Source organism: Parasphingopyxis sp. (assembly GCF_052168275.1).
Classification (GTDB): domain Bacteria; phylum Pseudomonadota; class Alphaproteobacteria; order Sphingomonadales; family Sphingomonadaceae; genus Parasphingopyxis.
In genome coordinates this window covers 1-12,111 of record NZ_JBQLZM010000105.1, presented here as the reverse complement: position 1 = coordinate 12,111, position 12,111 = coordinate 1, and the positions used below count along the sequence as shown (strand labels likewise).

12 protein-coding genes are annotated in these 12,111 nt (G+C 61.4%); 7 read left to right on the top strand and 5 right to left on the bottom strand.

Annotated features, from left to right (window positions below; genetic code table 11):
- Positions 1-49: 49 nt before the first annotated feature.
- The 3 genes from ACTS1X_RS09300 (at position 50) to ACTS1X_RS09290 (ending at position 3,180) form a co-directional block, all read left to right on the top strand.
- Complete coding sequence (locus tag ACTS1X_RS09300; RefSeq protein ID WP_442614110.1) at positions 50-952, top strand: hypothetical protein; 903 nt, start codon at positions 50-52, stop codon at positions 950-952.
- 690 nt (positions 953-1,642) lie between these two features.
- Positions 1,643-2,686: an AAA family ATPase gene (locus tag ACTS1X_RS09295; RefSeq protein WP_442614109.1), complete on the top strand. Its 1,044-nt coding sequence runs from the start codon at positions 1,643-1,645 to the stop codon at positions 2,684-2,686.
- Positions 2,683-3,180, top strand: coding sequence for a hypothetical protein (locus ACTS1X_RS09290; RefSeq protein WP_442614108.1), 498 nt, complete (start codon positions 2,683-2,685; stop codon positions 3,178-3,180). Before ACTS1X_RS09295 ends, ACTS1X_RS09290 begins: the two co-directional genes overlap by 4 nt.
- Before the next feature lie 5 nt (positions 3,181-3,185).
- On the opposite strand, the gene ACTS1X_RS09285 is transcribed toward ACTS1X_RS09290, so the two are convergent.
- Positions 3,186-3,353: a hypothetical protein gene (locus tag ACTS1X_RS09285; protein ID WP_442614107.1), complete on the bottom strand. Its 168-nt coding sequence runs from the start codon at positions 3,351-3,353 to the stop codon at positions 3,186-3,188.
- Between the two features lie 700 nt (positions 3,354-4,053).
- On the opposite strand from ACTS1X_RS09285, the gene ACTS1X_RS09280 reads away from it, so the two are divergent.
- Positions 4,054-4,209: a Flp family type IVb pilin gene (locus ACTS1X_RS09280; RefSeq protein ID WP_442614106.1), complete on the top strand. Its 156-nt coding sequence runs from the start codon at positions 4,054-4,056 to the stop codon at positions 4,207-4,209.
- A gap of 99 nt (positions 4,210-4,308) precedes the next feature.
- On the opposite strand, the gene lepA is transcribed toward ACTS1X_RS09280, so the two are convergent.
- The 3 genes from lepA to ACTS1X_RS09265 all read right to left on the bottom strand — a co-directional run bounded on the left by lepA (position 4,309) and on the right by ACTS1X_RS09265 (position 7,454).
- On the bottom strand, positions 4,309-6,147 hold the full coding sequence (gene lepA / locus ACTS1X_RS09275) for a translation elongation factor 4 (RefSeq protein WP_442614105.1): 1,839 nt from the start codon (positions 6,145-6,147) through the stop codon (positions 4,309-4,311).
- Between the two features lie 62 nt (positions 6,148-6,209).
- Entirely contained in the window at positions 6,210-6,911 is a 702-nt protein-coding gene (locus tag ACTS1X_RS09270) for a hypothetical protein (protein WP_442614104.1), read from the bottom strand.
- A 3-nt stretch (positions 6,912-6,914) separates the two neighbouring features.
- Positions 6,915-7,454 (bottom strand): hypothetical protein, encoded by a 540-nt coding sequence (locus tag ACTS1X_RS09265; protein ID WP_442614103.1) that lies wholly within the window; start codon positions 7,452-7,454, stop codon positions 6,915-6,917.
- A gap of 200 nt (positions 7,455-7,654) precedes the next feature.
- On the opposite strand from ACTS1X_RS09265, the gene ACTS1X_RS09260 reads away from it, so the two are divergent.
- Entirely contained in the window at positions 7,655-8,398 is a 744-nt protein-coding gene (locus ACTS1X_RS09260; protein ID WP_442614102.1) for a CsgG/HfaB family protein, read from the top strand.
- A gap of 122 nt (positions 8,399-8,520) precedes the next feature.
- Complete coding sequence (locus ACTS1X_RS09255; protein WP_442614101.1) at positions 8,521-9,828, top strand: FAD-dependent oxidoreductase; 1,308 nt, start codon at positions 8,521-8,523, stop codon at positions 9,826-9,828.
- Here the strand turns inward: ACTS1X_RS09255 and ACTS1X_RS09250 are convergent.
- On the bottom strand, positions 9,825-10,730 hold the full coding sequence (locus ACTS1X_RS09250) for an alpha/beta fold hydrolase (RefSeq protein WP_442614100.1): 906 nt from the start codon (positions 10,728-10,730) through the stop codon (positions 9,825-9,827). The two genes, ACTS1X_RS09255 and ACTS1X_RS09250, sit on opposite strands and share 4 nt — an antisense overlap.
- Positions 10,731-10,802: 72 nt before the next feature.
- Here ACTS1X_RS09250 and ACTS1X_RS09245 point away from each other — a divergent pair.
- Positions 10,803-12,111: N-acyl-D-amino-acid deacylase family protein (locus ACTS1X_RS09245; RefSeq protein ID WP_442614099.1), on the top strand; the 1,309-nt coding region annotated here is incomplete at its 3' end.

Sequence of the window (12,111 nt, the reverse complement as noted above, 5' to 3'; positions counted from 1 at the left end):
GACTGGCATGTTGCAATGTTGGAGATTTTCGCTTCCCTGTATCCGGGCCATGAAGAACCGCACGCCCGTCATCTGCGATCGCTGCCGCCGGACCGGCTATCTCGGCGAGGGCGCGTTCGCCGATCTCGCCCCGGCGCTCGATTTCGCCCCCGTCCCCCGCAAGAGCAGGCGCCACGACGGCTGGACACCCGAGCGGCAGCGCGGCTTTGTCGAGGCGCTCGCGCGCACCGGCTCGGTCACCCGCGCCGCCGAAGCCGTCAACATGGCCAAGGAAGGCGCCTATCAGCTCCGCCTCCATCCCGACGCCGCGAGCTTCCGCGCCGCCTGGGAAAAGGCGCTCGATTTCGGCACGCATGTCCTCGCCGACGCCGCGCTCGACCGCGCGATCCACGGCGTCCCGATCCCGATCATGCATGACGGCAAGCAGGTCGCCGAGCGCCGCACCTTCAACGAACGGCTGACCATGTGGCAGCTCCAGCACCGGATGCCCGGCCGCTACGGCGCGCCCGGCGGCGCGGGCACCCGGTCCCCGGAGACCCGCGCGCGCGAGGACTGGGAGGCGCGCGAGGCCGATCGCATGCGCGCGCTCGTGATCATGCTCGCCCATTATGGCAACCGCGTGCAGATGGAGCGCGAACACCGGCGCGCCGGCGATACCGACGCCGCCGATTTCTACGCGCGCCAGCTCACCCATATCGAGGTCCTGATCGAGGCCGGCGGCGGGGCGAAGGACCTGATGGACATCGCCAATGGCGAGCGCGATCCGGACCGCCCCTGGCTCCATGCCGATGGCGAGGAGGTCACGCGCACCCGGCTCACCGACATCCTCGCCGACATCCGCGACAAGGCCTGGCAGGCCGCCGAGCGCGGCGAGGAGCTGCTTGACCAGAGCGGCCACGAGGCCGAACTGCGCGCGATCGCGGACCGGGCGCGGGGGGAGGGTGGGGAGTGAGCGCGACGATTCACAAAGGCTTTCTGAAACATGGCGACCCGGCGCTGACCTGGCCCTGGGGTCTGGAGCGCACGCCGCTCAGCAGCATGAGTGCGCTGGGTGGCACGCCGCGCGGACCGGAGAGCGAGGATGCGCTGAGCGCAAGGGAGCGGGCGTGGCGGGAGTGGGAGAGGCGGTTAACTGCATAGGAGCGGTGACGATTAAGCCACCGCTCCCAGACAACATCTACCGCAAGCTTGCGCATTCACGGCAAAGCGGTTTACCGCCGGTTCCTGACCGGAGATTCTCGCGCTCAATATTATTGCCAGTGTTGCAGTTCGTGTTGTTGTGATGGACACTCGCCTTAACCGAGTGCCACGGTGGTCTTTTGGCCATTTTGGCCTCCTTCTTTGACTTGAATTCAAATGGGGACTAAATGGCGCAGGTGCTGAGCGTGGCCCAGCTCGCGCCGGGCATGTCAGCCTAGCCGGGTCATTTGCCACATGACGCACCTCCTTTCGAAAAGGAGCGATTTGCCATTGAGCTGTCGAGGCGAGAGGCAAATCACCATGTTTGCGACCGGGACTCTAGGGTCCCGGTCGCTTCCACATTTTTCGTACAATCAGGCATAATAAGTTGTCAAGAGTCCTTTAACGCTGTACACAGATTTGCGTGGATTTTGTTCACGAATGCGGATGAGGGCTAGGGCTAATGGAGCTTTTGGGATTGGCCGAGGTGGCCGATATGCTTGGCGTAACCAAGCAGAACGTAGCGAACTGGCGGTCGCGACGGGAAGACTTTCCAGCGCCGATTGCGAATCTGAAGAGCGGCCCGGTCTGGAGCACAGATTCTATCGTTGATTGGGCGGAGCGGGAAGAGCTTACTGTTACGCTACCCGATCGAACTGAGGAATCGGAATCAAGCCAGAGGCGAGCCACTGTCGTCGCCATGATGAATATGAAAGGCGGAGTGGGAAAGTCCACGCTCACTGCCAATCTAGGCTGGTATGGCGCGGTTCGTCGTGATCTACGTGTTCTTCTTGTCGATCTCGACCCTCAGTTCAATCTCAGTCAGTATGTATTGGGCGTGGAGCGTTTTGAAGAATTGCTGAATGCCAACGAGCCAACGATTGATGATCTATTCAAGCCGCGGGTTCCAGGGAAGGCGCCCATCCAAATTTCCGAGTTAATACAACACGTGAATGACTTTGACGATGGATCTTGTCTTCATCTTATTCCTGCGCGCCTAGAGCTTGCTTTTAGCGTTCGCTTAGCTACCGAGCGCGCTCATATCTTACGGGACAATCTGGACGATATTCGTGGGGATTATGATCTTATAGCTTTGGATTGCTCTCCTACAGAATCAATACTTACTTGGGCTGCTTATTATGCAGCTGACTACATTGCAGTCCCAGTAAAGCCTGAATTTCTATCAACGATTGGCTTGCCACTTTTAATCAAGTCTATAGATGAATTTAAGAAGGATCATCCGTCAGATAAATACCCGGACGTATTGGGAATCATTTTTAATGATATCTCTGATAAAGCTGAGCACAGAAAATCGAAGAGTTTCGTTAAAAGAATAGCGGCCGAATTTGATATTCCTATCTTTGAACACGAGCTTGGTCATTCGGATTCTTATCCAGCCGGTGCTCGTAAGGGACAACCGCTTTTTTGGACTAATAATGCTAGAGATACAAAGAAGAATGAACTTGCCCGGCTTGCCAGAGAATTTTACCAGAGGATTGGGCTATGACGACGAAAAAGGAACGGCTCGTAAGAAACATTGCTGGTTTGGTTGCGGAGCATTCTGAGTCTGACTGGCAATACGTAGCCGATCAGTTCGAAGAGATATCAAAGCTTGCGCGTTCATTCGCCGAGGAAGCACAGAATCAAAAGCTATCAAAATCGCGGCGTAAGCCAGTGAAGCGGAAAACCAAGTCGAATGTTAAACAGCTCGAGTTGACCTCCACGACCCAAACATTTGCGGAATATCTCGATCAACGTCCATCCAAGCCGACTAACGCCGATCTTCGCAACATCGCAATTTCAATCGGTATGAAGTCAGAACTTCCTAAGACCAAGAGCGCAATGATCTTGTCGATCTACCGATATCTTGATGATCTTGATGAAGATGTACGTGTCGAGCGGATTCGAACTGCTATTATGGCGTTAGAGAACAAACCTGCCGACCAATCAGACGAATATAATCGTTGGGTTTCGCTAATTACCAAGAGGCCGATAAGATAAAATGATCAATCAAATAAATCGCGTTGATCGGGTTTGATTTCAGGAAATCTTTTGCCTGTCAAAACCTCGGAAACCCTACCTTGGTTAATGTTTAAGCGTGCAGCAATCTGATGATTGTAGAGATTTTCTTCGTTCTTCAAACGGCGAATTTCATCGGCCACTGCCTGCGTCATTGGAGTTGAGCGTCTTCTTAGCATACCATCGCCTCATCAAATTTTCATCGGTGATGCAGGTTTCAATCAAAGGGTAGTATCACTCTCTTCTACTGTTATTACAAAGGCCTTCCGATTGCCGTCAATCTTACGTGCTACGAGTCCACGCTGCAATAATCCGCCCAATACAGAATATGTCAGATAGTTCTTTTGGCGACCTTCGAAATCGGTTTCTAGATTCAGTTCTCGCGCGATTTCGTTATTTATCGCGCCCGTAGGCCTCGTGCCGAGATAATCTAATATTGCCTGTTCGAGTTCTGATAGTGCGGCTTTTGCTCGGTCCCGAGGTTTCATTTTCTGTTCCTTTCTACCCCAACGTCCGAATACGGTATACGCGCCTTTCCAATTCAGCCAAAGTTACTGTCCGGCCGCATAAGCTTTTTCGCGCAACTCAGAGAACAAACCCTCTGGACCGAACTAGCCCTCGTTCCCCATCTTGAGCGCAGCGATGAAAGCCTTCCCGACTTCACCAAGGCTACAGCGGACAAGCCTGAGTGACTAGCCTTCCTCGCCTATCTTGGGGCGGCGACGAACGCCTCCTGCTGGAAGCTTACATTCCAGCCCTCCGCCGCCCGCGAAACGCATCCATTCCGACCACTTCCTTAACGCCCCGGTAACGCCTGGGCCGCTAAATTCCTGTTTCCTCACAGGAGTTTGCGCGATGACGGGGCGATTCCTTCACGACGAGCGCGGGGCGACGGCGATTGAATATGGGTTGATCGCGGCGCTGATATCGCTGGCCGCCATCCTCGCCTTTACGTCGCTGGGCCTGAACCTTGCCGATGTCTTCAACACGATCAGCAATGCGATGCGGTGAGCGGGGTTTGGGCGGTGTCTGCGGACGCCCTGTCCTTCCGCATTGCCGTCGACAAGACGGAGCGACCCTTCGACAGGCTCAGGGTGAGCGGATCAGGGGTTATTCTTCGCCCATTTTGAGCGCAGCGATAAACGCTTCCTGAGGGATCGACACATTGCCGTACTCCCGCATCTTCGCCTTCCCCTTTTTCTGCTTCTCGAGCAGCTTCTTCTTCCGCGTGATATCCCCGCCATAGCATTTCGCGGTCACGTCCTTGCGCATCGCGCCGATCGTCTCGCGGGCGATGACCTTGCCGCCGATCGCGGCCTGGATGGGGATCTTGAACAAATGGCGCGGGATCAGGTCCTTCAGCCGTTCGCACATGTGGCGGCCGCGGGTTTCGGCGGCGGCGCGGTGGACGATCATGCTGAGCGCGTCGACCGGCTCGTTGTTGACGAGGATGTTCATCTTGACGAGATCGCCCTCGCGATGGCCGATCGCCTCGTAATCGAATGAGGCATAGCCGCGGCTGATGCTCTTCAGCCGGTCGTAGAAATCGAACACCACCTCGTTGAGCGGCAGTTCGTAGACGAGCTGGGCGCGGCCGCCCACATAGGTCAGCTGCTTCTGGATGCCGCGCCGGTCCTGGCAGAGCTTGAGGATCGGACCCAGATACTCGTCGGGGACGTAGACCGTCGCCTTGATCCAGGGCTCCTCGATCCGCGCGATCTTGGTCGGGTCCGGCATATCGGCGGGGTTGTGCAACTCTATTACGTCCGACTGCCCTGAGCCTGTCGAATGGGTCATGGTCAGCTTGTAGACCACGGACGGCGCGGTCGTGATCAGGTCGAGATCGTATTCGCGGGTCAGCCGTTCCTGGATGATCTCGAGATGCAACAGGCCGAGAAAGCCGGCGCGGAAGCCCTGGCCGAGCGCCGCGCTCGTCTCCATCTCGAAGGTGAAGCTCGCATCGTTGAGGCGCAGCTTGGAGATCGATTCGCGCAGCTTCTCGAAATCCGCCGCGTCGACCGGGAACAGGCCGCAAAAGACGACCGACTGGACTTCCTTGTAGCCGGGAAGCGGGGTCGGGGCGGGGTTCTTGACCGTCGTGATCGTGTCGCCGACCGCGGTGTCCGCGACCTCTTTGATCTGCGCGGTGATGAAGCCGATCTCGCCGGGGCCGAGTTCTTCGAGCTGCTCGATCTTGGGGCGCATGCAGCCGACCCGGTCCACCAGATGCTGCGTGCCGTTCTGCATGAACTTGATGTGGAGGCCCTTTTTGAGGACGCCGTCGATCACGCGGACGAGGATGACGACGCCGAGATAGGGGTCGTACCAGGAGTCGACGAGCATGGCCTTGAGCGGCGCGTCGCGGTCGCCGGTGGGGGGCGGGATGCGCTGGACGAGCGCTTCGAGTATGTCTTCGATGCCCTCGCCGGTCTTGGCGCTGGCGAGGACCGCCCCCCCGTCTTTCCAATCGCCAGCGGCCGGGATGCCGATGATGTCCTCGATCTCGGCGCGGACCTTTTCGGGGTCGGCGGCGGGGAGGTCGATCTTGTTGATGACGGGGACGATCTCGTGATCATGCTCGATCGACTGGTACACGTTCGCGAGCGTTTGCGCCTCGACGCCCTGGGCGGCGTCGACGACGAGCAGCGCGCCCTCGCAGGCGGCGAGGCTGCGCGAGACCTCATAGGCGAAGTCGACATGGCCGGGCGTGTCCATCAGGCTCAGTTCGTAGGTCTCGCCGTCCTGCGCGGTGTAATGGAGGCGGACGGTCTGGGCCTTGATCGTGATCCCGCGCTCGCGCTCGATATCCATATTGTCGAGCACCTGCTCGGACATTTCGCGTTCAGACAAACCGCCGGTTTGCTGAATAAGGCGGTCGGCCAGGGTCGACTTCCCATGGTCGATATGCGCGATGATCGAGAAGTTGCGGATTTTGGAAAGGTCGGTCATTTCCCGCGCCCTTTAGCACGGGCAGCCCGCGCGGCAATCACTTCCGGCAGAACGGGGCGCGGCTATTCGCGGACATTGGCGACGTTATAATCGTACGCCTCGTCCTGGGTCAGGCAGCGGCGCGTTTCGCCGTCGCCGACCGCCTGGGTCGCATACATGACTTCGCTGAGCAGCCGCCGCGAAACCCCCATGCGGATCAGGAAATCGTTGTCCTCGGTCGCGAGCTGGGCGCTCGACTGCTCGATCTCCCCGATCAACGCGACCGTATTATCGGTTCCCGCCTCCACTTCCTGGCGGATCGCGTCGCGATTGCCGGTGTGGGTGAACATATGGACCATGAACTGGCCCTCGGGTTCGACGATCCGCACCATGCCGCCCATGAACACGAAATTGCAGGCGGAGAAACACGCCCAGCCCGACGGGATCCGGGTCACGATGCCGGGGAATTCGGTGCGCAGCATCCGGCCGGCTTCGTTGCCGGCATAGGCGTCGCCGCCGGGCGAGCGCAGCCAGATTTCGGAAATCTCGTCGTCGGCGTTCAGCGCGTCGCGCAGCCGGTTGGCGAGGCCCGCGGTGATCATGCCCTCGGCGAGCAGGACGCGCTGGCCGCCGCGATCGAGCGGCGTCAGGGTCATGACCTGGTTGGCCGCCCAGTTGGGCGAGGCCGGACAGGTCGGATTACGATTCTCCGATTGCGCGCCGGGCGCCGCGCCGGCGCAGAGCATGGCGGCGCCGAGCGCGAGATAGGACCGGAAACGCTTCACGATTTACGCCGCCAGCACATACCGCGTTTGCGGCGGAACGCGGCACATCGTCTTGGGCACGGTGGTTTCCTCGCCATCGACGATGACGACGTCGGTCACCTGCAGGCAGTCGCCGCCGCCGGCCCGCTGGCTGCGGCCGGTTACCGTCGATCGCCCGCGCACGCCGTCGCGGGTATCGCTGGTCCATTCGGCGGTCGAACCGATCTCGCCGCTGCGCGTGACTTCGGCGGTCGCCGCTGCCGCCTTTTCCTGCTCTTCCGGACTCAGCCGGCAGGCGATTTCGGTGGCCAGCGTATCGGCGAACTGGGTGGACGGCACGAAGGTCGGAATGCCGATCGACCGCGCCGCGCTGCCCAGCAGTCCGCCGATGATCGACCGGCCGGCCGACTCGCCCGCCGTATCGCAATGATTGGTATCGTCGCTGGAACTGGACGAGCGACCGCCCAAGATCCCGCCGAACTGAAATGCCGCCACTGGCTGCGCGGCCAGAGCAGTCACGAAAACCGCTGCTGCAACGCTCCTGGCGCCGATCCTGATCTGCATTTTTTTCTCCCCAACGAAGTTCCGACTAGCTGTAATGCGCGAAAATATCAAGATTTTCGGCCTTTCTTATGGGCGATCCCTCTCTCGAAAACCGTGATCCGAGTCACTGCTCGTGCCTGTCTTTCCGGCGATAACCACCCTGCGGAACGGTTCGATACGGGTCTGAGAATAGGAACCGGAAAATTAAAGGAGACTGAATCATGTGGAAGACCATCGCTTCAATCGCCGCCATAGCCGCCGTGACCATGGCGGCCGCTCCGGCATCGGCGGACCGCGGATCGCACAGTCAGCGGGCCGAACTGCCGACCTGCGCCCGGCCGATCGGTGCCATCTCGATCGTCGAGCCGGACGACAACTGGTGGCAGCGTTACGATCTCGACAGTCCGGAAGCCGTGATCAACCTGCTCGTGCTGCGGTCAGGCTGCTTTACGATCGTCGATCGCGGCCGCGGTCTCAGGAGCCGGAATCTGGAACGCGCGCTTGCCGACAATGGCGACCTGCAGGCCGGATCGAATTTCGGCGGCGGGCAGGTGCGGGCCGCCGACTTCTTCATCATCCCGGACATCATCGCGACGAACCGCGATTCCGGCGGTTTCAATATCGGCGGTGCCTTTGGCGGCATCTTCGGCAGCACGCTCGGCGGCACCGGCCTCGGCATCAACACCCGGCGCAAGGAAGCAAACGTTTCGCTGACGCTCGTCAACGCGCGGACCACGGAGACGCTACGTTTGACCGAAGGCTATCACCGCCAGACCGATACCGGCTTTTCGGCCGGCCTGTTCGGCGGCGGCGGGATCTTCGGCAGCCTCGGCGGCGGTCTCGGCGTCGGAACGTATGAAAATACCGAGATCGGCCAGGTCGTCGCGGCCGCCTATCTCGATGCCTATACCGACCTGGTGGCCCAGCTCGGCGGAGTTGCCGCACAGGCACCGGTCGCGCAGTAGCGCGAGCCGGGACCATTGGGGGGCGGGGCATGTGGCCAACAGGCCGCATGCCCCTTTTGCTTGCCTCGCCCGCAAAGCCCGTTAGCATCCCGCCATATATCGAGCGGAGGGACTGACTGGACATGCGGCATATCGCGATTATCGGTTCCGGGCCGGCAGGCTATTATTCGGCCGAGGCCGCGCAGAAGCTGTTCGGGGACGATGTATGCGTCGACATGATCGATCGGCTTCCCGTCCCTTACGGACTGATCCGGTTCGGCGTCGCGCCCGATCACCAGTCGATCAAGAATGTCGCGCGGCGCTATGAGAAGGTCGCGCTGTCCGAGAATGTCCGCTTCGTCGGCAACCTCACGATCGGCACACAGGTCAGCATCGAGGAACTGCAGGAGTTCTACGACGCGGTGATCCTGGCGACGGGCGCGCCGCTCGACCGCCCGCTGGACATCCCGGGCGCGGACCTGCCCGGCGTGTTCGGCAGCGCCGCCTTTGTCGGCTGGTATAACGGTCATCCCGATTTCGCCGAGGCCGATCCGCCGCTCGACGGCACGCATGTCGTGGTGATCGGCAATGGCAATGTCGCACTCGATGTGGCGCGGGTATTGTCGAAGACGCCCGACGAGTTCGCCGGTTCGGATATCGTGCTCCACGCCTATGAGCAGCTCGAGCGGGCGAAGACCGAGCATGTCACCCTGCTCGGCCGGCGCGGGCCGCACCAGATCGCGATGACGCCCAAGGAACTGGGCGAACTCGGCCGGCTGGAACGCGCGGCGCCGCGGGTAGACCCCGACGACCTGCCGGAGGAGGGCGCGGATGCGCTGCTCGAGCCCGGAATGCGCAAATCGGTGACCTTCCTGCGCGAATTCGCCGCGATCCCCGAATCCTTCCGCGCCGACAAGAGCATCGAGATCGATTTCGATTTCTTCGCCGCGCCGGTGCGGATCGAGGGCGACGGCAAGGTCGAACGCGTCGTCGTCGAGCGGACCGAACTCGATGCCGAGCTTCGCAGCCGGGGCACGGGCGAGACGTACACGATCCCCGCTTCGCTGGTCGTGACCTGTATCGGCTATCGCACGCCGCCGATCGAAGGCGTTCCGTTCGAGCATGGCCGGGGCCGGTTCGCCAATGACGAGGGCCGGATCATGCCGGGCCTCTATTGCGTCGGCTGGGCCAAGCGCGGCCCGACGGGCACGATCGGCACCAACCGGCCGGACGGCTATGCGGTCGTCGACCTGATCGCCGAGGATATCGGCGAGGGCGGCGGCAAGAAGGGGCGGGCGGGGCTCGATGCGCTGCTCGCCGAGCGCGATGTCGACGTCGTCACCTTCCGCGACTGGAAGAAGATCGAGGAGGCCGAGGCCGGGCGCGCCCGCGAGGGTTCCCCGCGCGAAAAGTTCGTCGCGATCGAAGAGATGATTGCCGCGCGCGGCTAGCGCGTCAGCCAGGCGCGCAGTTCGGCGTTGACCTGGTCGGGCACATCCTGCTGCACCCAGTGCGACGCATCGGGGAAGCGCCGCACGGTCAGGTCGGGCACATACTGATCCGTTCCGTCGAGGCAGTGGATGTCGATCGCGAGGTCCTGTTCGCCCCACAATATCAGCGTGGGCACCGAAACCGTGCCGTCGCCGATCTGCCGGACATCGGGCGTCCGGAACAGCGCCCGGTAATAGTTGATCATCGCGGTAAGCGCGCCGGGCCGGGCGGCGGCGGTTCGATAGGGCTCGACGATTTCGCGCGAGAAGAGGTGTTTGTTGACGGCGGATTCGCGGAAGATTCGTGCGATCGGGGCGGCCCCGTTGCGGCCCAGCATCCGTTCGGGCAGCCGCGGGATCTGGAAGAAGAACATGTACCAGCTTTTTCGCAGCTGCCGCCAATGCTTCAGTTCGCGCCGGGCGCACAGCGGATGCGGCACGTTCATGATCACGAGCCGATGGAGCGGGCGGATCTGCTGGATGGCGAACTGCCAGGCGATGATCGCGCCCCAGTCATGCGCGATCAGCGTCACCTCCGTCGCGCCGCTCGCGTCGATCAGGCCGGCGACATCGGCGACGAGATTTTCGAGGCGATAGGCTTTCATCCCGTCCGGCCGGCTCGACCCGCCATAGCCGCGCAGGTTCGGCGCCCATACGCGATAGCCGAGCTCGGCGAGCAGCGGCATCTGGTGGCGCCAGCTGTAATGGAGTTCGGGAAAGCCGTGCAGGCAGAGCGCGAGCCGGTCGCCACCATTTTCCGTAGCTCCGGCCTCGGCCAGCTCGAAACGCTGGCCGTTCGCCTCGATCCAGCGCATCGCGATGCCGCTTTCCGGTTCCGGGCTCCAGCTGAATTCATTCTCCATTTTGACAGCGTAGCAGCGTCGGCGCTTTTCTGCTAACGTTCACGTAAAGCAAAAAAATCGGGAGAGACTTTGATGCACGACTTGGTCATCCGGAACGGCATGGTCGTCGACGGGCTGGGCGGCGAACCCTTCACCGCCGATATCGCGGTCGATGGCGATCTGATCACGCAGATCGGCGACGTGAGCGAGCCGGGACGCGAGGAGATCGATGCCGCGGGCAAGGTGGTCGCACCCGGTTTCGTCGATATCCACACCCATTATGACGGCCAGGCCACCTGGGACGACGAGATGGCGCCCTCCTCCTGGCACGGCGTGACGACGGTCGTGATGGGCAATTGCGGCGTCGGCTTCGCGCCCGCCAAGCCCGACAAGCATGACTGGCTGATCGGCCTGATGGAAGGCGTCGAGGATATCCCGGGCACCGCTCTCGCCGAGGGTATGACGTGGAACTGGGAAAGCTTCCCCGAATATCTCGATGCGCTCGAGGAAATGCCGCGCACCGTCGATGTCGCGACGCACGTGCCGCACGGCGCGATCCGCGCTTATGTGCTCGGCGATCGTGAAAAGCCGGGCGCGGTGCCGACCGACGAGGATATCGAGCGGATGTCGGCGATCGTTGAGGAAGGGCTACGCGCCGGCGCGCTCGGCTTTTCGACGTCGCGCACGATCCTGCACCGCGATGTCGACGGCGAACTGGTGCCGGGCACGACGGCGACCAAGGAGGAACTGATCGGGATCGGCCGCGCGATGGGACGTGTGGGTTACGGGGTTTTCGAAATGGCCTCCGACATGAAGCGGGAATGGGACGAATTCGGCTGGATGGGCGACCTTTCCCGCGAGACCGGGCTTCCCGTCACCTTCGCCGCGCTGCAGTCGATCGCCAAGGAAATGTCGCTCGACGAGCAGATCGCAGCGACCGCCGAGGAGAATGCGAAGGGCGCGAATATCGTCGCCCAGATCGCGCTGCGCGGCAACGGGATCATCATGGCTTGGCAGGGCACCGTCCATCCTTTCCTGTTCAAGCCGGCGTGGAAGGAAATCGCCGAGCTGCCTTGGGAGGAGAAACTCGCAAAACTGAAGGATCACGATTTCCGCGAGCGGATGATCGCGGAGGAATCGGATTTCAGCGAAGCCAATCCGGACCTGCTGCCGCTGCTCGTGGTGATCGCCAATGGCTGGCCGGTACAGTTCGAGATGATGGACGGCTTCGACTATGAGCCTACCGCGGAGGAGAGCGTCGCGGCGCGGGCCGAGGCGGCGGGGATGACCGGCCCCGAATATGCCTATGAGCTGCTGATGCGCGACGAGGGCAGGGGCTTCATCTACTATCCGATCCTCAACTATGCGGACGGCAATCTCGATTTCCTCCATCCGCTCCAGC

Excerpts from the sequence above, each read along its gene's own strand:
- ACTS1X_RS09260 (WP_442614102.1), top strand. The coding sequence starts at position 7,655 with ATGTGGAAGACCATCGCTTCAATCGCCGCCATAGCCGCCGTGACCATG.
- ACTS1X_RS09255 (WP_442614101.1), top strand. The coding sequence starts at position 8,521 with ATGCGGCATATCGCGATTATCGGTTCCGGGCCGGCAGGCTATTATTCG.
- lepA (WP_442614105.1), bottom strand. The coding sequence starts at position 6,147 with ATGACCGACCTTTCCAAAATCCGCAACTTCTCGATCATCGCGCATATC.
- ACTS1X_RS09300 (WP_442614110.1), top strand. The coding sequence starts at position 50 with ATGAAGAACCGCACGCCCGTCATCTGCGATCGCTGCCGCCGGACCGGC.
- ACTS1X_RS09250 (WP_442614100.1), bottom strand. The coding sequence starts at position 10,730 with ATGGAGAATGAATTCAGCTGGAGCCCGGAACCGGAAAGCGGCATCGCG.
- ACTS1X_RS09265 (WP_442614103.1), bottom strand. The coding sequence starts at position 7,454 with ATGCAGATCAGGATCGGCGCCAGGAGCGTTGCAGCAGCGGTTTTCGTG.
- ACTS1X_RS09285 (WP_442614107.1), bottom strand. The coding sequence starts at position 3,353 with ATGACGCAGGCAGTGGCCGATGAAATTCGCCGTTTGAAGAACGAAGAA.
- ACTS1X_RS09280 (WP_442614106.1), top strand. The coding sequence starts at position 4,054 with ATGACGGGGCGATTCCTTCACGACGAGCGCGGGGCGACGGCGATTGAA.
- ACTS1X_RS09295 (WP_442614109.1), top strand. The coding sequence starts at position 1,643 with ATGGAGCTTTTGGGATTGGCCGAGGTGGCCGATATGCTTGGCGTAACC.
- ACTS1X_RS09290 (WP_442614108.1), top strand. The coding sequence starts at position 2,683 with ATGACGACGAAAAAGGAACGGCTCGTAAGAAACATTGCTGGTTTGGTT.